Source organism: Enterobacter sp. MGH119, assembly GCF_001037675.1.
Classification (GTDB): domain Bacteria; phylum Pseudomonadota; class Gammaproteobacteria; order Enterobacterales; family Enterobacteriaceae; genus Enterobacter; species Enterobacter hormaechei_C.
Window position 1 is genome coordinate 1,107,467 of record NZ_KQ089929.1, and the last position, 18,023, is coordinate 1,125,489.

Annotated in this window: 17 protein-coding genes and 1 pseudogene; 6 read left to right on the plus strand and 12 right to left on the minus strand. The window is 59.2% G+C overall.

Translation table 11 applies throughout. The features are described 5' to 3' along the window. Positions 1-16 precede the first annotated feature (16 nt). From pcaF to paaA, 10 genes are read right to left on the minus strand one after another with little or no spacing between them, the layout of a single operon-like run. Positions 17-1,222, minus strand: a complete 1,206-nt coding sequence (gene pcaF, locus SK53_RS05135) for a 3-oxoadipyl-CoA thiolase (RefSeq protein ID WP_032609127.1) — start codon at positions 1,220-1,222, stop codon at positions 17-19. Next, on the minus strand, positions 1,222-1,644 hold the full coding sequence (paaI, locus tag SK53_RS05140; RefSeq protein ID WP_032609125.1) for a hydroxyphenylacetyl-CoA thioesterase PaaI: 423 nt from the start codon (positions 1,642-1,644) through the stop codon (positions 1,222-1,224). The genes pcaF and paaI overlap by 1 nt, the downstream gene beginning before the upstream one ends. Then, positions 1,634-3,058 carry a 3-hydroxyacyl-CoA dehydrogenase PaaH gene (paaH, locus tag SK53_RS05145; RefSeq protein ID WP_032609124.1) on the minus strand — a complete coding sequence of 475 codons (1,425 nt, stop codon included), beginning with the start codon at positions 3,056-3,058 and terminating at the stop codon, positions 1,634-1,636. The genes paaI and paaH overlap by 11 nt, the downstream gene beginning before the upstream one ends. Position 3,059: 1 nt before the next feature. Further along, a complete protein-coding gene (paaG, locus tag SK53_RS05150) occupies positions 3,060-3,848 on the minus strand; it encodes a 2-(1,2-epoxy-1,2-dihydrophenyl)acetyl-CoA isomerase PaaG (protein ID WP_126291860.1) in 789 nt (262 codons plus the stop codon). Next, on the minus strand, positions 3,848-4,615 hold the full coding sequence (gene paaF / locus SK53_RS05155) for a 2,3-dehydroadipyl-CoA hydratase PaaF (protein ID WP_003857343.1): 768 nt from the start codon (positions 4,613-4,615) through the stop codon (positions 3,848-3,850). The genes paaG and paaF overlap by 1 nt, the downstream gene beginning before the upstream one ends. Beyond that, positions 4,612-5,682, minus strand: a complete 1,071-nt coding sequence (paaE, locus tag SK53_RS05160; RefSeq protein ID WP_003857345.1) for a 1,2-phenylacetyl-CoA epoxidase subunit PaaE — start codon at positions 5,680-5,682, stop codon at positions 4,612-4,614. Before paaE ends, paaF begins: the two co-directional genes overlap by 4 nt. Before the next feature lie 7 nt (positions 5,683-5,689). After that, complete coding sequence (gene paaD / locus SK53_RS05165) at positions 5,690-6,187, minus strand: 1,2-phenylacetyl-CoA epoxidase subunit PaaD (protein ID WP_003857347.1); 498 nt, start codon at positions 6,185-6,187, stop codon at positions 5,690-5,692. An 11-nt stretch (positions 6,188-6,198) separates the two neighbouring features. Continuing rightward, positions 6,199-6,945, minus strand: coding sequence for a 1,2-phenylacetyl-CoA epoxidase subunit PaaC (gene paaC / locus SK53_RS05170; protein WP_023314089.1), 747 nt, complete (start codon positions 6,943-6,945; stop codon positions 6,199-6,201). A gap of 8 nt (positions 6,946-6,953) precedes the next feature. After that, on the minus strand, positions 6,954-7,241 hold the full coding sequence (gene paaB, locus SK53_RS05175; protein WP_003857353.1) for a 1,2-phenylacetyl-CoA epoxidase subunit PaaB: 288 nt from the start codon (positions 7,239-7,241) through the stop codon (positions 6,954-6,956). Between the two features lie 12 nt (positions 7,242-7,253). Then, complete coding sequence (gene paaA, locus SK53_RS05180) at positions 7,254-8,183, minus strand: 1,2-phenylacetyl-CoA epoxidase subunit PaaA (protein WP_003857355.1); 930 nt, start codon at positions 8,181-8,183, stop codon at positions 7,254-7,256. Between the two features lie 285 nt (positions 8,184-8,468). On the opposite strand from paaA, the gene paaZ reads away from it, so the two are divergent. The 5 genes and pseudogenes from paaZ (at position 8,469) to SK53_RS05200 (ending at position 15,009) form a co-directional block, all read left to right on the plus strand. Next, positions 8,469-10,508, plus strand: a complete 2,040-nt coding sequence (gene paaZ, locus SK53_RS05185; protein WP_045333010.1) for a phenylacetic acid degradation bifunctional protein PaaZ — start codon at positions 8,469-8,471, stop codon at positions 10,506-10,508. Positions 10,509-10,733: 225 nt separating this feature from the next. Further along, positions 10,734-10,865, plus strand: a pseudogene (locus SK53_RS23740) (type VI secretion system tube protein Hcp); the annotation flags it as partial. Positions 10,866-10,950: 85 nt separating this feature from the next. Then, positions 10,951-11,346 carry a hypothetical protein gene (locus SK53_RS05190; protein WP_048208703.1) on the plus strand — a complete coding sequence of 132 codons (396 nt, stop codon included), beginning with the start codon at positions 10,951-10,953 and terminating at the stop codon, positions 11,344-11,346. A 159-nt stretch (positions 11,347-11,505) separates the two neighbouring features. Further along, a complete protein-coding gene (gene tynA, locus SK53_RS05195; protein WP_048208704.1) occupies positions 11,506-13,782 on the plus strand; it encodes a primary-amine oxidase in 2,277 nt (758 codons plus the stop codon). 120 nt (positions 13,783-13,902) lie between these two features. Beyond that, a complete protein-coding gene (locus tag SK53_RS05200) occupies positions 13,903-15,009 on the plus strand; it encodes a GGDEF domain-containing protein (protein WP_048208706.1) in 1,107 nt (368 codons plus the stop codon). A 39-nt stretch (positions 15,010-15,048) separates the two neighbouring features. Here the strand turns inward: SK53_RS05200 and SK53_RS05205 are convergent, their stop codons facing one another. Beyond that, positions 15,049-16,548, minus strand: coding sequence for an aldehyde dehydrogenase family protein (locus SK53_RS05205; protein WP_048208708.1), 1,500 nt, complete (start codon positions 16,546-16,548; stop codon positions 15,049-15,051). 241 nt (positions 16,549-16,789) lie between these two features. Between SK53_RS05205 and feaR the strand changes: the two genes are divergently transcribed. Beyond that, on the plus strand, positions 16,790-17,698 hold the full coding sequence (gene feaR, locus SK53_RS05210; RefSeq protein WP_023314084.1) for a transcriptional regulator FeaR: 909 nt from the start codon (positions 16,790-16,792) through the stop codon (positions 17,696-17,698). Here the strand turns inward: feaR and SK53_RS05215 are convergent, their stop codons facing one another. Next, positions 17,699-18,016: a YdbL family probable chaperone protein gene (locus SK53_RS05215; protein ID WP_022651144.1), complete on the minus strand. Its 318-nt coding sequence runs from the start codon at positions 18,014-18,016 to the stop codon at positions 17,699-17,701. Positions 18,017-18,023: the final 7 nt, after the last annotated feature.

Genomic DNA, 18,023 nt, shown 5'->3' on the forward strand with positions numbered 1-18,023 from the left:
TCACATTATTGTTCGCTCAAACACGCTCAAGGATCATGGCAATGCCCTGACCCACACCGATGCACATCGTACACAGCGCGTAGCGCCCGCCGCGTCGGTGCAATTCATTGCTCGCGGCCAGCGCCAGTCTGGCACCGCTCATTCCCAGCGGATGACCTAACGCGATCGCCCCGCCATTCGGGTTCACATGCTCCGCGTCATCCGGCAAACCCAGCTGACGCAGCACGCCCAGCGCCTGTGCGGCGAAGGCTTCGTTAAGCTCAATGACGTCCATATCGGTGATACTGAGTCCGGCACGTTCCAGCACCTTACGGGTGGCGGGAATCGGGCCTAATCCCATCAGGCGCGGCTCGACGCCCGCGGTCGCCATGGCCACAATGCGTGTGCGCGGGGTTAACCCCTGGGCAAGCGCCATCGGCTCGCTGGCGATAATCAGCGCCGCCGCCCCGTCGTTCACGCCGGAGGCGTTCCCCGCCGTCACCACACCGTTCTTGCGGAACGGAGCTTTCAGCGCGGCAAGCTGTTCAAGGGTGGTTTCGGCGCGCGGATGCTCGTCCACGCTCACTTCCGTTACGGCACCTTTTTTCCCCGCCAACTGTACCGGGATAATCTCCTGCGCCAGAACGCCATTCTGCTGCGCCCGCGCGGTGCGCTGCTGGCTGCGCAGGGCAAATGCATCCTGATCGGCACGGCTTATATTTAACAATTCCGCTACATTCTCTGCCGTTTCCGGCATGCTGTCAGTTCCGTATTGCTGATGCATGAGCGGATTCACAAATCGCCAGCCGATGGTGGTGTCGAAGATTTCCGCCTGACGCTGAAACGCCGCGGTGGCTTTGCCCATCACGAACGGCGCACGGGACATGGATTCGACGCCACCGGCGATCAGCAGATCGCCATCCCCGGCCTTAATGGCGCGTGCCGCAAAGCCAAGGGCATCCAGACCGGAGCCGCACAGGCGGTTAATGGTGGTACCGGAAACGGTCTGAGGCAGCCCGGCCAGCAGCGACGACATGCGCGCTACGTTGCGGTTATCCTCTCCGGCCTGATTTGCGCAGCCGAAGATCACATCATCTATGCGCTCCAGATCGAGCTGCGGGTAACGCGCCAGCAGCGCACGCAGCGGCACGGCCCCTAAGTCATCGGCACGCACGCTGGATAATCCTCCACCGTAGCGACCGACCGGGGTACGCACACCCTCACAAATAAATGCGTCACGCATCAGGCTTCTCCTGTCACACTGCCGCCGGTGCGGTGCGATTTCCCGCGAAAAAGAGCGACGGTTTTCTGTTGTTGGTTCTGAATTTCAATGTCGTATACGCCGGTCAGTTTGCCCTGATGCTTCACCCACGCGGTAGCGGTCAGCTTATCGCCGGCAAAGCCCGGACGCAGAAAATCGATGGCGCAGCCTGAGGCCACCGCCGCCAGCCCCTGACTGTTGCAGGCGTAGGCAAAGGCGGTATCGGCCAGCGAGAACAGCTGTCCGCCGTGGCAGGTTTTATGCCCGTTGAGCATCTGCGGGGTGATGGTCATGGTCACCACCGCGTAGCCCTCGCCCATGTCGAGAATGTCCATCCCCATCGCCTGCGCGCAGGCGTCCCGTTCGTACATCGCACGGGCGTTATGCCAGGCGTTATGACTCATAGCTACTCTCCAGAAGCGCACGCTGGCGCAGCAGTGAACAGGGGCGATAGCGTTCCTCGCCGTAGTGACGTTGCAGGTTCTCCAGCAGCGTTAACAGACGCTGCCAGCCAAGGCGCTCGCCCCAGGCGATGGGCCCGCAGGGATAGTTGACCCCTAAGCGCATGGCGGTATCGATGTCTTGCTCGCTGGCGACCCCTTTTTGCAGGGCGTCCAGCGCTTCGTTGGCAATCATCGCTACCGTGCGCCAGACCAGCAGACCGGGGTAATCCGCAATCTGGACCACCCGTTTCTGCTGGTGCTGCAACCAGTAAATGGCTTTCTGCGTGGCGGCGTGCGGGTTGCCGGGTGCGGCGGCTATCACGGCCACATCCCGCTCGATGCGGTCGACCACCACCACCGGGCAGCCATGGCGCAGCGCCAGCGACTGCGCGGTCTCACCCTGCGTTTCGATCAGCAACAGATCGTCAATTTCCGTGACACCGTCACTTCTTCGCTGTACGCGCATGGGGTTGAAGCTGTCGCTGACCGGGGCGAGCCATCTGACGGCGGGTTTGTCCTCCAGCCAGCGGTAAACGCCCTGCCCGCTTTTCTTACCCAGACGCCCCGCCAGCACCAGCTCCTGCTGCACCAGCGACGGCAGAAAACGACGCTCCTGCCAGAAGGCATTAAACACGGAGCAGGTCACGGCAAAGTTGACATCCTGACCAATCATGTCCGTCAGCTCAAGCGGCCCCATCGGGAAGCCTCCGCCGTCTCGCAGGGCGGCGTCAATCACCTCGGGCGTTGCCACCTGCTCTTCCAGCGCGCGCCAGGCTTCCGAGTAGAACGGGCGCGCCACGCGGTTGACGATAAACCCCGGCGTGGACTGGCAGCGTACCGGCTGCTTTCCCCAGCTCAGCGCCAGCTCGCACAGCGCATCGGCCACTTCTGGTGAGGTCGCCAGCCCGCTGACCACCTCCACCAGCTTCATCACCGGGGCAGGATTGAAGAAGTGCAGCCCGGCGACGCGTTCAGGGTGGTTTATCTCCGCCGCAATCGCGGTAACGGAAATGGACGAGGTATTGCTGGCGAGCAGCGTCTGCGGCGGGCAAACCTCTGCCAGCTGGGTAAACAGCGCCTTTTTCACTTCAAGCCGCTCGGAGGCCGCCTCGATCACCAGATCGGCTTTCGCCAGAGCACTGATATTCGTCACCGGCGTCAGGCGGGCGAGGATCTGCTCCCCGGCGTCGGCAGAGAGTTTTCCACGCGCAACGCGTGAGGACAGCCGCTGGCGAATGCCGTCGACGGCGCGGGAAATCGCCGCTGCGTCAATGTCGTACACCAGAACCGGATGACCGTGGCTGGCTGCCACTTCGGCAATCCCGGCGCCCATGGTGCCGCTGCCAATGACGGCGACCGTATGGATATTCACCATATTATTTCCCCGTAAAGTTCGGCGCGCGTTTTGCCAGGAACGCGCTGACGCCTTCCCGGTAGTCGTCGCTGCGTCCGGCCAGGCGTTGATAGTCGCGCTCCAGATCAAGCTGGGCGTCGAGGGTGTTGGTTTCGGCGGCGTTGATCGCCTGCTTGATCAAGCCCAGGCCAAAGGTCGGCTGCGAGGCAAAATGCAGCGCCATCTGCTGTGCGGTGGCGGAGAGCTGATCGTCGTCCACCACCTGCCAGATCATTCCCCAGGCCTGTGCCTGCTCAGCGCTGAGCTTATCGCCCAGCAATGCCAGCCCCATGGCGCGGGCGCGTCCGGCCACGCGCGGCAGCAGCCAGGTGCCGCCGCAGTCCGGGACGAGGCCGAGCTTGCTGAAGGCCATCACAAAACTGGCGGAGCGCGCCGCAATCACCATGTCGCAGCCGAGGGCCAGCGTCGCCCCCGCGCCCGCCGCCACGCCGTTAACCGCGCAAATCACCGGCTTCGGCAGTTTTGCCAGGCGGCGCACCAGCGGGTTGTAAAAAGTCTCAACGGACATGCCCAGATCGGGCGCCGGGCCGTTCGGGTCGACGTTACGGTCGTTGAGATCCTGCCCGGCGCAGAAACCGCGTCCTGCCCCGGTGATAAGCAGGCAGCGGATGGCGTCATCGCGCTCGGCCTGCTTCAGGCATTCGGAAAGCTGCTGGTGCATGACGTCGTTAAAGCTGTTCAGGCGCTCCGGGCGGTTCAGCGTAATGGTCATTACGCCCTGCTCAACATGGCTCAGAATAGATTCCACAATTAGCGTCCTTTAAAGTCTGGGGTGCGTTTTTGTAAAAAGGCGTTGATCCCTTCCCGGCGATCGTCGGTGGCCGCGAGCAGCGCAAACAGCTGACGCTCCTGCGCCAGCCCGGCCTGAAGCGGGACTTCCTGCGACTGGCGAAGCGCCTGCTTCGCCGCCTGTAGCGCCAGCGGCGAATGGCGCGCCATCAGCGCTGCCTGCTTCAGGGCGTACTCCAGCGTCAGCGAGGCCGGATAGACGTCGCTGACCAGCCCGGCGCTGTGCGCCTGCACCGCCGTGATGCTTTCGCCCGTCAGCACCATTTTGCTGGCCAGCGATTTGCCTACGCTGCGGATCAGCCGCTGGGTGCCGCCTGCGCCCGGCATGATCCCGAGGGTGATTTCCGGCAGGCCAAAACGGGCGTTATCGCCAGCAATCACGACATCGCAGAGCAGCGCCAGCTCACAGCCTGCCCCCAGCGCGAAGCCGTTTACGGCGGCAATCAGCGGTTTGGTGAAGGCGTTGATCCGCGCCCACAGCTGCGGACGGATATCGTTCAGGGTGGCGGGCAGGTCTTTCTCCGCCATTTCGTTGAGATCGGCCCCGGCGGCAAAGCAGCGTTCGTTGCCGTACATCACGCAGACGGCGATCTCAGCATCCGCGGCGGCGGCCTCAAGCTGCTCCGCGATTTGCAGGAGCAGCGCATTGTTGAGCGCGTTGCGCGCCGCCGGACGGTTAAGCGTTAGCTGCAACACGCGGCCATGACGGGTAACAATCAGTTCGCTCATGCCATCCCCTTCGCATCAAAATCGACGATAACGTCGGCGGTTAACGGCAGCGCCTGACAGCTCAGCACATAGCCTGCGGCCAGCTCGTCCGGCTCCAGGCTGTAGTTGGTCGCCATATCGACTTTCCCACGCAGCACTTTGCATTTGCAGGTGGCGCATACGCCGCCCTTGCAGGCGTAAGGCAGATCCGCCCCCTGACGCAGGGCCGCGTCAAGAATGCTCTCGTCGTCCGCCGTCAGGGTGATCTCCCTGTCGCGCCCGTCCTGACGGACGGTGACCTTCTGGCCATCGGCCTGCACGCTGGCTGTCCGTTTAACGGCGGTACCCGGCGTGTTAAAGCGCTCAAGATGGATCGCTTTTTCCGGCATACCCAGCGCTTGCAGCGCCGCTTCGGCCTCATCCATCATCGCCGACGGGCCGCAGATGAAGGCTTCATCGTACTGACGGAAATTCACCAGCGTTTTTGCCAGCGCCTGGAGCTTTTCCCCGTCAATGCGGCCATGGAGCAGATCGCTGTCGAGCGTCTCCTGGCTGAAGATGGCGATCAGCTGCAAACGCTGCGGGTATTTATCTTTCAGGTCCGCCAGCGCCCGGCGGAACATCATGCTCTGGCTGCTGCGGTTGCCGTAAATCAGGGTGAAGTGGCTGTGGGCTTCAGTGGCCAGCGTAGCGGACATAATCGCCAGCATCGGGGTGATCCCGGACCCGGCGGCAATCGCCAGATAATGGCCTTCGCGTTCGGCCTGCGGCTGGTAGCCAAAATGCCCCTGGGGCACCATCACCTCCAGCGCCATGCCCGGTTTGATCTCGTCCCGGGCATAGCGGGAAAAACGTCCGCCCTCGATGGCTTTGACCGCCACGCTGATCTCACCGCACGCGGTGCTCCGGCAGATGGAGTAGCAGCGGCGCAGTTCATCCCCGCCAGGGCTGGCTTTCAGGGTCAGATGCTGACCGGGACGGAAGCGGTACGCCTCCTGTAACGCCTGCGGCACCGCGAAGGTAATGGTCACCGCGTCGCGGGTTTCGGGCTCCACTTTTGCCACTGTTAATGAATGAAACGTTGTCATGGCAGCCTCAAATACATTTGAAATAGTCGAAGGGCTCACGGCAGGTATTGCAGCGGTAGAGCGCTTTGCAGGCCGTGGATCCAAATTCACTGATAAGCGAGGTATCGGTGCTCGCACAGCGCGGGCAGCTCACCTCCGCGGGAACGTGGGCATGGCAGCTATGGCCGACAGGCGGGCTGATGCCATATTCACGGAGGCGCCTGCGGGCATCGTCGGTCATCCAGTCGGTGGTCCAGGCGGGCTCCAGTTGCAGCACAATATGTACCGGGCTAAAGCCGTTTCCGGTCAGGGTTTCGCGGATCGCCCCCAGCAGATGCTCCGTTGCCGGACAGCCCGAATAGGTTGGCGTGAAGCCGATGACCCAGCCTTCCCCCTGTGCCTTCACGCTGCGCACCATGCCCAGGTCGGTGATGGTCAGCACCGGCACTTCCGGGTCGGGGATCTGGCTTAACAGCGCCCAAATCTGCGGGATTTGTGCAGGCGCGATGTCGACGAGGCGTTGCATGGCGTCCTCCTTTACCACTGCTGGCCGGGGTAAACGCGCTGGAGATACTGCATCTCTGCCAGCATCGGCCCGAGGTGTTCGGTATGTAGCCCCTTCTTACCGCCCGTGCGATACGCCACCTCTTCGGGCACGCGGAGGGTGGCTTCCGCCAGGCCAGCAAACACTTCGCGCTCCCACGGGTCCCGCAGGTCGCGCGGATCAACCGCCACGCCGTCATCAATTAGCGCCAGCTCGACCTCGTCAGCGTCGAACAGTTCAGCCGTAAAGCGCCACAGGCTATCCACCGCCTGCTGCATTTTTTGTGCGGAGGTTTCTGTTCCGTCCCCCAGCCGCACCAGCCAGCCGCGGCTAAAGCGCAGGTGATAGCGCGCCTCCTTAATGGCTTTTGCCGCGATGGCGGCAAGCTGACTGTCGCTGCTGTGGATCAGCCGCTCGTAGAGCGCCACGTTCCACGCATCCATCAGATACTGACGGGCAATGGTGTCGGCGAAGCTGCCGTTTGGCTGTTCCACCAGCAGCAAATTGCGGAACTGACGCTCATCGCGGCCATAGGCCAGGGTATCTTCATCACCCTTACCTTCCCGTTCAGCGGCGTAGGTCAGGAAATTGCGCGCCTGCCCGAGCAGATCAAGGCCGATATTGGCGAGCGCCAGGTCAATTTCCAGCTCCGGCGCGTGGCCGCACCAGGCGCCCAGACGCTGTGAGAGCACCAGACCGTTGTCGCCCAGACGCAGGGCATAAGCAGATACGTTGTTCATCCCCAACCTCACATATGCTCGATACCATCAGGGATGGTGTAAAACGTCGGATGGCGGTAGACCTTGCTTTCCGCCGGATCGAAAAACTCCCCGCTCTCTTCCGGCTGGGAAGCGACGATTTCACTCGCCTTCACCACCCAGATGGAACAGCCTTCGCTGCGGCGGGTATAGGCATCGCGCGCGTTTTCCAGCGCCATGCGGTCGTCGGCAGCGTGAAGGCTGCCCACATGCCGGTGCGACAGCCCCTGCTTCGAACGGACAAAAACTTCGTATAACGGCCAGTAAACGTTGCTCATGGTTGATTCCTCTTATGCGGCCTGGCGGGCGCGTTGTTTTTCCGCGTGGGCCAGAGCGGCTTCACGCACCCATGCGCCGTCGTCCCAGGCTTTACGTTTTGCGGCCAGACGTTCGTGGTTGCAGATCCCGCGCCCGTTGATCACCTCGTCAAATTCCTGCCAGTCGATTTCGCCGAAGCGGTAGTGACCGCTCTCTTCATCGAAACGCAGGTCGGGATCCGGCACGGTCATGCCGAGCATCTCCACCTGAGGCACCGTGTTGTCCACGAAGCGCTGGCGAAGCTCATCGTTGCCAAAGCGTTTGATCTTCCAGGCCAGACTGCGGGCGCTGTTTGGGGAGTTGTCGTCGTTGGGTCCGAACATCATCAGCGCGGGCCACCAGAAGCGGTTGATGGCGTCCTGCAACATCTGCCGCTGGGCTTCGCTACCCTGCGCCAGCGCCATGCAGGCCTCAAAACCCTGACGCTGGTGAAAGCTCTCTTCTTTACAAATCTTCACCATCGCCCGGGCATACGGGCCGTAAGACGTACGGCACAGCGCCACCTGGTTCACAATGGCCGCCCCGTCCACCAGCCAGCCAATGACCCCGATATCGGCCCAGCTCAGGGTTGGATAGTTGAAGATGGAGGAGTATTTCATCTTGCCGTCGAGCATCTTTTGATAGATGTCCTCCCGGGCGCAGCCCAGCGTTTCCGCCGCGCTGTAAAGGTACAGGCCATGTCCGGCTTCATCCTGCACCTTCGCCAGCAGAATGGCTTTCCGGCGCAGCGTCGGTGCGCGGGTGATCCAGTTCCCTTCCGGCAGCATGCCGACAATCTCAGAGTGGGCGTGCTGTCCAATCTGGCGGATCAGCGTCTTGCGGTAGGCATCCGGCATCCAGTCCTGCGGCTCGATGGCCGTCTCCTGTGCGATGCGTTGCTCAAAGCGTTGTTCTTGCGTCACATAACCACCTTTGTGATTCGTTAAATCACCACAAATAGCAAAATGGTGAATCATTTGGTTTCTTAAAAGTTACACAAAGGTTAAATATAACCCCAAGAAGCGTTTGTTTATTTTGTGACGACGCTCGCAAGCCTTTTCATGAAATGCCGATGGCGCAAGGCTTTCTGTTGGTCAGGCCAAGCAATACAGATCACAACGTTAACAATTCATTAAAACTCAGCTTGATTTTTATGATTCGAGATCAAACTATTTATAGTGAAATCACGAAACATCTGGAGAGAAGAAATGCAGCAGTTAGCCAGCTTCTTGTCCGGCATCTGGCAATCAGGCCGGGGCCGCGAGCGCACCATCACCCACGCCATCAGCGGGGAAACGCTATATCAAGTCACCAGCGAAGGGCTGGATATGGCGGCCGCGCGCCGTTACGCCATTGAACACGGCGGAGAAGCGCTCCGCGCAATGAGCTTTATCGAGCGCGCCGCCATGCTGAAGGCGGTGGCCAAACATCTGCTGAGCCAGAAGGATCGGTTTTATGCCCTGTCAGCCCAGACCGGCGCGACGAAGGCTGACAGCTGGGTGGATATTGAAGGCGGTATCGGCACCCTCTTCACCTACGCAAGCCTCGGCAGCCGTGAGCTGCCGGACGATACCCTGTGGCCGGAGGATGAGCTGATCCCACTGTCGAAGGAAGGCGGCTTTGCGGCACGTCACGTGTTAACGTCGAAATCCGGCGTGGCGGTGCATATCAACGCGTTCAACTTCCCGTGCTGGGGGATGCTGGAAAAGCTCGCGCCCACCTGGCTTGCCGGGATGCCCGCCATCATCAAGCCCGCCACCGCCACCGCGCAGGTGACTCAGGCGATGGTGAAAGCGATCGTGGAGAGCGGACTGGTGCCGGACGGCGCCATCAGCCTGATCTGCGGTGGCGCGGGCGATCTGCTGAACCACCTCGACAGCCAGGACGTGGTGACGTTTACCGGGTCGGCCAGCACCGGGCAGAGCCTGCGCGTCCACCCGAATATCGTCGCACATTCCATTCCGTTTACCATGGAAGCAGATTCTCTTAACTGCTGCGTGCTGGGTGAGGACGTGACGCCGGAACAGCCGGAGTTTACGCTGTTTATCCGCGAAGTGGTGCGCGAGATGACCGCCAAAGCCGGGCAAAAATGTACCGCCATCCGCCGCATCATCGTGCCGGAAGCGCAGGTTGAAGCCGTCAGCCAGGCGCTGATTGCGCGGCTGGAGAACGTGGTCGTCGGCGATCCGGCCCAGGAAGGGGTGAAGATGGGGGCTCTCGTCAACAGTGAGCAACGTGCTGACGTGCAGGAAAAAGTCGATCATCTGCTGGCCTCGGGCTGCCAGATCCGTCTGGGTGGTAAAGCTGATTTGCAGGCGCCTGGCGCATTCTTCCCACCCACCCTGCTGTTCTGCCCGCAGCCGGACGAAACCCCGGCCGTTCACGCCACCGAAGCCTTTGGCCCCGTCGCAACCCTGATGCCCTGCCGTAACACCGAGCACGCCATGCAGCTGGCGCGGGCGGGCGGCGGCAGCCTGGCGGGAACGCTGGTTACGGCAGATACCCGCGTGGCGCGGCAGTTTATTGCCGGTGCCGCGCGCGCCCACGGACGCATTCAGATCCTCAACCAGGAATCCTCGAAAGAATCTACCGGCCACGGTTCACCGCTGCCACAGCTGGTGCACGGTGGTCCGGGACGTGCGGGCGGCGGCGAAGAGCTGGGCGGCCTGCGCGCTGTGAAGCACTATCTTCAGCGCACGGCTATTCAGGGCAGCCCGTCCATGCTCGCCGCGATCGGTAAACAGTGGGTTCGTGGCGCGGAGGTGCAGGAAGATCGCGTTCATCCGTTCCGTAAATACTTCGAGGAGTTACAGCCGGGCGACAGCCTGCTGACCCCGCGTCGTACCCTGACGGAAGCGGATATCGTGAATTTTGCCTGCCTGAGCGGGGATCATTTCTACGCCCATATGGACAAAATTGGCGCGGCGGAGTCGATTTTTGGTGAGCGCGTGGTACACGGTTATTTCCTGATTTCCGCCGCGGCGGGGCTGTTTGTCGATGCCGGGGTTGGGCCGGTTATTGCCAACTATGGCATGGAAAACCTGCGCTTTATCGAGCCGGTCAAGCCGGGTGATACCATTCAGGTGCGCCTGACCTGTAAACGTAAAACGCTGAAGAAACAGCGCACTGCCGAGGAAAAACCCACCGGCGTGGTGGAATGGGCTGTGGAGATCTTCAACCAGCACCAGCAGGCCGTGGCGCTCTACTCCATCCTGACGCTGGTGGCGCGCCAGCAGGGTGACTTTTAATCAATGCAATGGCATTAACCTTGCTGCCTCGAGTGTTTGAGCGCATCAAAATAAGCGGAAGGTAAAACAGGGACTGGATGGCTTTGATTAATCGAACCATCCAGTCTGCCTGGTTTGGATAAGTTACAACCGGAAACACTAAGCAAATTGACCATGTAGTTAGCATGGTTATTATTTGGCGCAGGGAATATTTCCGCATTAAATTACATGGATGATTAACAAACTATGGCAATTCCTGTTTACCTTTTCTTAACTGAAGATGGTGGGTCAAAAATTACAGGCTCGGTGGATGTTCGTTACCGTGAGGGAAGCATTGAAGTCACCGGCTTTACACACAATCTTCGCCTCCTAATTGATCCTGCCGAATTTGCAAAATTCCAGAACAATAATAATTACGGTAATGATCCAGTCGATCAGTTATGGATAAGGGCAGGAATAGATTATGCGCGACGTTCGGGTTTTTAACTGGCGAGCTGGAATTATTATCTTTATTTTTCTCATATTCATTGCATACCCTTTCCGCGATCTTTTTACCGTGTATGAAAATTTGCAGGAAAAAATCAAGGTTAACGATCGTTTAACTCTTTACATCACCCAGGTTGAGACGGGCTCGCTGTCTAAAAGCAGGTATCATATTTATCTCTTTGATGCGAAAAAAAGTCCGGAAGAATTCATGTCTAACATTAAGAATATCAATCCCGTCATGATCACCGATGATGATAAAGCTTCAGTGGCAATTAAAAATGGAGACATTTATCTTCGCGTTCGCGGTACGGTTTATTCGTTCACGACGGTAGGTTTTGATGTCCGCACGCATCACGATAGCTCGCCTTACTGAAGCGCACTTTATCTGCCATGGGGGTGTGATGCACCCCCGCTCTTTTTTAACCTGGCAAGACTGACAAACAACCTGGCAGATGCAGGCAAACGCTTTACGTGCGCGCCTGTCAGGATAACGCTGACACTACACAATAAACACAACAAGATGAGGTCTGCGATGGGAAGCAATTCTTCTTTTTCTGCCCGTAGAACGGCACTGGCCATGGCCGTTGCGCTCTGTTGCGCCTGGCAATCCCCTGTTTACGCTCACGGCAGCGAGGCGCATATGGTCCCGATGGACAAAACGCTTCAGGCGTTTGGCGCGGACGTGCAGTGGGATGATTACGCCCAGATGTTCACCATCGTCAAAGACGGTGCCTTTGTGAAGGTCAAACCCGGCGCAAATACCGCCATCGTTAACGGCAAACCGCTGACGCTCCAGGTGCCCGTGGTGATGAAGAACAATAAGGCGTATATCCCGGAGACCTTTATCAACGATGTCTTTCAGTCCGGTCTTGATCAGACATTCCAGGTTGAAAAAAGCCCCCACCCGTTAAACGCGCTGACGGCTGATGAAATCAACCAGGCCGTAGCAATCGTGAAAGCCTCAGCGGATTTTAAACCCAATACCCGCTTTACCCAGATTGCGCTGGCGGAGCCAGAAAAGGCCAAAGTCTGGGACTTTGTGCTTAACGGCACGGCGGTGGATGCGCCCCGCCAGGCCAATATCATCATGCTTGATGGTAAACACATCATCGAAAGCCGGGTGGATCTGAAGGAGAAAAAGATCCTCCGCTGGGAGCCGATCAAAGACGCGCACGGCATGGTGCTGCTGGATGACTTCAATACCGTGCAGCAGATCATCAATGAAAGCCCGGAGTTTGCCGTCGTGCTGAAAAAGCGCGGCATTACCGACCCGAAGAAAGTGATCACCACCCCGCTTACCGTCGGCTTTTTTGACGGCAAGGATGGGCTGAAACAGGAAGACCGCCTGCTGAAAGTGATCAGCTATCTCGACGTGGACGACGGTAACTACTGGGCGCACCCGATCGAAAACCTGGTTGCGGTGGTGGATCTCGAGCAGAAGAAAATCCAGAAGATTGAGGAAGGCCCGGTCGTGCCGGTGCCGCTCACGCCGCGCCCTTATGATGGCCGTGACCGCGTTGAAACGGTGAAAAAACCGCTGGAGATTATCGAGCCGGAAGGCAAGAACTACACCATCACCGGGGATAGGGTGCACTGGCAGAACTGGGATTTTCATCTGAGCCTGGACTCACGCGTCGGCCCGATAATCTCCACCGTGACCTATAACGACAACGGCAAAAAGCGACAGGTGATGTATCAGGGGTCGCTCGGCGGCATGATTGTGCCGTACGGCGACCCGGATATCGGCTGGTACTTTAAAGCCTACCTGGACTCCGGCGATTACGGCATGGGTACCCTGACCTCCCCGCTCGTGCGCGGCAAGGATGTTCCGTCTAACGCCGTGATGCTCAACGAAACCATCCCGGATTACACCGGCGCGCCAATGGAGATCCCCCGGGCGATCGCCATTTTCGAGCGTTACGCCGGGCCGGAATATAAGCATCAGGAATTAGGAAAACCCAACGTCAGCACCGAACGCCGCGAGCTGGTGGTGCGCTGGGTCAGCACCGTGGGTAACTACGATTACATCTTCGACTGGGTATTCCACGAAAACGGCACTATCGGCATTGATGCAGGGGCTACGGGCATTGAAGCGGTGAAAGGCGTGCAGACGAAAACCATGCATGATGCCACCGCGAAGGATGACACCCGATACGGAACGCTGATCCACCATAATATTGTCGGTACCACCCACCAGCACATCTACAACTTCCGTCTGGATATGGACGTGGACGGCATCAACAATAAGCTGGTGGCCATGGATCCGGACGTCAAACCGAACACCGCTGGCGGACCGCGCACCAGCACCATGCAGGTTAATCAGTATGATATTGATACCGAACAGCAGGCGGCGCAGAAGTTTGACCCGGGCACCATCCGCCTGCTGAGCAATACCAGCAAAGAGAACCGCATGGGCAACCCGGTCTCATATCAGATCATCCCTTACGCGGGCGGTACACACCCGGTAGCGTCCGGCGCGAAGTTTGCCCCGGACGAGTGGATTTATCACCGCCTGAGCTTTATGGATAAACAACTGTGGGTAACGCGTTACCATCCCGACGAGATGTACCCGGAGGGAAAATACCCGAACCGTTCCACGCACGATACCGGCCTCGGCCAGTACAGCAAAGATAACGAGTCGCTGAACGACCAGGATAACGTCATCTGGATGACCACCGGCACCACCCATGTCGCCCGTGCCGAGGAGTGGCCAATAATGCCGACGGAATGGGTGCACACGTTGCTCAAGCCGTGGAATTTCTTTGACGAGACGCCAACGCTCGGCAAGAAAAAAGCCGAGCAAAAATAAGCAAACGCCGGGCGCAATGCCCGGTTTTTTTGTGCAAACATTTGAGGAATAATCGAGCCTGCTTATAGTTAATACTACCTGGCTTTAGCGAGCTATCCACCGGACGGGAAGAAAACCATAATGGAAAAAAGACACAACGCAACGCCAGAACCTGCGACATGGCCTACCCGTAAATCAATGGTTGTTCACGGGCTGGCCGTGAACCTGCCGTGGCTCGCCTTTGTGAATGCCAGCTTTGCCCTTATGGTCCTGCTGCGCAATTCGCTGTTCGGCCATATCGATGCCCTCCTGCACATCAGCCCGCCTCTGCGGCAGATGATAGACGCCTCCATGCTGGGCGTGGTGATCCTTTCCGTGGCGCTGGTGATCATGGCCTGGCGCCACATCCGCGGCGTCAGCGCCGTTTTGTTTATGTGCAGTCTGCTGTGGTCGATAAGTTGTTACTGGTTTATCAACGTGTTACATCTTCCGCATCCCTGGCCTATATTCGTTACCCTGCTGATGGCCGGTATGACCGCGCTCTATTTTCACCCGGTGGCACTGCTCTGCTTCACCGTTCCGCTATGGATAAGCCTGCCCGTTGCCAGCATGCTGCTGAATCAGGAAATTAATTATCGCTTCGCCGGGCTGTGGGTGGTGTTCACCTTCATTCTCGTGTGCGGGCGCTATATCCTGTTGAGCTGGTTTGAAGAGGCGTGGCGTCGCAACCAGCAGAATCAGCGTTTAATTTCGCGGCTGGATGCGCTGGCCCATCAGGATCCGCTGACGAAAACGGCCAACCGGCGGGCGATGGAGCTGGTGCTGGAAAACGCCGTGGAGCAAGGCAAACGCTTCGCGGTGCTGATGCTGGATGTCGATTACTTCAAACTGTATAACGACACCTATGGTCACCAGGCAGGAGACGCGTGTCTCGCGAGGGTGGCAGAGGTGCTGAACACCTCGGTGCGCACGCCAGAGGATGTGGTTTCGCGCTACGGTGGTGAGGAGTTCGTCGTGATCCTCTTTGACTGTGAAGAAAGCGTTGCTGAGAAAGTCGCCGCGCGGATCCAGGCTGGCCTGCGCACCGCAGCCATTGCGCACAGCGCGTCGAAGGTGAGTGAATGTGTGACGGTGAGTATGGGCATTGCCGGCTATACCCCAGGACTGGCCGGCCCGGAAATCATCGCCCGCGCCGATGCGGCGCTGTACAGGGCAAAGGAGGCCGGGCGGGATAGGTGGTCGCGTTAAATAATGCCGGGTGCCGGCTTCGCCTTACCCGGCGTTTTATTAATACCGCACACACACCGACTTGGTTTCACACCAGCCATCCAGCCAGTCGGGGCCGAAATCGCGCCCGGTGCCAGACTGCTTCATGCCGCCGAACGGCAGGTTGGCGTCTATCAGCGTGTGGCTGTTCACCCACACGGTTCCTGCCTGTAACCTGTCGGTATACGCTAGCGCTTTACTGATGTTCTGCGTCCAGACGCTGGCCGTTAAGCCATATTCAGTGTCGTTCGCCAGCTGAAGCGCCTCTTCCCCGTCGTCCACACGAACCAGGTTTACCACCGGCCCGAAGACCTCTTCACGCGTCAGTCGCAGATGATTATCCGGGTTGACCACCAGCGTTGGCGAAACGTAATAGCCTTTGCCGTCTGGCCCCCGGTTCCCGGCGATCAGCTCCGCATTGTGCGCCTTCGCCTCATCCAGGAACGCCTGAACCTCATCGCAATGGGCGCGCGACACCAGCGGGTTGATAAACGCATCCGGCGACATGCCCGGCCCGACGCTCAGAGATTTCACGGCCTGTTCAAAGCCGCTGACCAGCGTGTCGAACAGCGGAGCCTCAATATAAATACGCGAGCTGGCCGCGCAGACCTGCCCCTGATTCAGGAAGCTGCCGGTCATCAGCCCTTCAATTACCCACGCCGGATCGGCGTCTTTCAGCACGATGGCCGGGTTTTTGCCGCCCAGCTCCAGCGTCACGCCCGTTAGCGTATCCGCAGCCACGCGGGCAATCTGCTTGCCCGTCGCCGTCGAACCGGTAAAGCTTACTTTGGCAATGCGCGGGTGCGAGGTCAGCGCCGCGCCACAGACGGCGCCACTACCGGTCACCACGTTGAACACGCCATCCGGGATCCCCGCCTCGCTCGCCAGTTCCGCCACCCGTAACAGGGTGAGCGGCGTGGTTTCCGAGGGTTTGATCACGATGGAGCAACCTGCCGCCAGCGCGGGCATCACTTTCCACATGCCAATCATCAGCGGGAAGTTCCACGGCACAATCCCCGCCACGACTCCCACCGGCTCTTTACGCGTCCACGCCTGATAACGCGCGCCCTGCGGCAGTGGAATCGAGAGATCGAGGGTTTTACCGGCAATTTTGGTGGTCAGCCCTGCCGTGTAGCGCATCCAGTTCAGGGTGCATCCCACCTCGAAGGCGCGGGAGATGTTAATGGATTTCCCCTGCTCCAGGGTTTCGAGCTGTGCCAGCTCTTCGCCATGCTGTTCCACCAAATCGGCAAACCGCAGCAGGATGCGTTCCCGCTCTGCCGGCAGACGCCCTGCCCAGCTTCGGGCGACAAAGGCGCGCCAGCCAGACATCACCGCACGATCGACATCATCGACGCTGGCATCGGCGGTGGAGGCAATAACCTCTCCGGTCGCCGGGTTGTAGACGTTCAGGCGCTTTTCGCTGTCGGATGCCGCCTGACGCCCTTCGATCCACAGGCCGTGCTGGCGATCTAAAAACTGCTGCACGCCTGGCAGGATGGCGACGTGTGATTCGGACATAGGATACTCCTTCGTTATGCTTCGCAGGGTGTGTATGCAGTCTAAGAGGGGAATCGCATTCCTGCTTTTGTCTGTGTGACATTCGCTTTGTCAGCTGTGACAGGCTCCGCAAATCGTGATAATTCCCACTTATATCGCTGTAACCGTTGAGTGTTCTTTCCTATAGTCAGCCTCGTAGCCCTGACAAAATGCAACATAAATGCAACAATGCGAAAACAGTGACGGTGCAGCGAGAACATCAATGGCGTGTGCAAGCGAACAGGACAATTTTCAGCAGTGGCTGGCGCAAATTAACCAGGTTTGTGGGCGCTTTGCGGCACGTCCGTTAGAGGGGGCGTTTCTCGGCGAACTGGAAACCAGCTATACCCAAAGTCTGAAGCTGAGCACGGTGACCGCCGCAGGCGTTAACCTTTTTCGCACCCGTCAGGAGATCAAAAACGGCAACGACGCCTGGTTCTACACCGTGTTTCAGCTGGAAGGCAGCGCCGGAATCGAACAGGACAACCAGCGCGCGATGCTGAAAGCCGGGGATATCACGCTGATTGACGCCTCCCGCCCGTGCTCCATTTACTGGCAGGAGCGTTCCCGCCAGATTTCGCTGCTGCTCCCGCGACAAATCATTGAGCAACACGCGCGTTTTCAGGAAGTGAGGTGCGCGCTGCCCCTCTCCCGCAGTCTGCCTACCGTACAGCTGAGCTACCGGCTGCTACAGGAGAGCATGGGCAATGCCGATCTCAGCGCCAGCGAAAGCGAAGCGGCGCTGGAGGCGATGGTGTGTCTGCTGCGTCCGGCCTTCCAGCAGCAACACGAGGTGCTGCCGCGCAAGGAGCGTCAGTTCCGCCACGTTCTGTCCCTGATTGATGATCATATTCAGTCGGAGGCGTTAAGACCGGAGTGGATAGCCTCAGAGAGCGGCATGTCCGTGCGGAGCTTGTACCGCATGTTTGCCGGGAAAGGGCTGGTGGTGGCGCAGTATATTAAGAACCGTCGCCTCGATTTATGCGCTCAGGCGCTGCGTTCCATCAGCGATGACGAAAAGCTCGCGGGCATTGGCTACAGCTGGGGCTTTACCGACCATAGCCATTTTTCCACCGCCTTTAAGCAGCGTTTCGGGGTTTCGCCGGGCGAATACCGTAAGCGTTACCGCTAGTTACTTTTTTAGCCACTTGCCGTTAATCCCCTTCACGTATTCACCCGGCTGGGCGCGCGCCACCAGCTTTTGTCCCGCCATTTTCGCCACCTCGTCGACGGGCAAATTATTGCTGTCAGCTAACTGCTGGTAACTTTCCGTGCGTGCGGCGTTGATACGGCTCACCAGCGCCAGGGTTTCAGCGTCGTGCTGAACGGGCGCAAGATAGCCGCTCAGGGTTTCCCCTACGCGCCCCTGGGCACGTGCATCGTTGAGCGTAAGCGTGGCGGCGTGAACGTTCATCCCCAGCGCCAGTAACATCAGAGCTAATCGTTTCATGGCATCC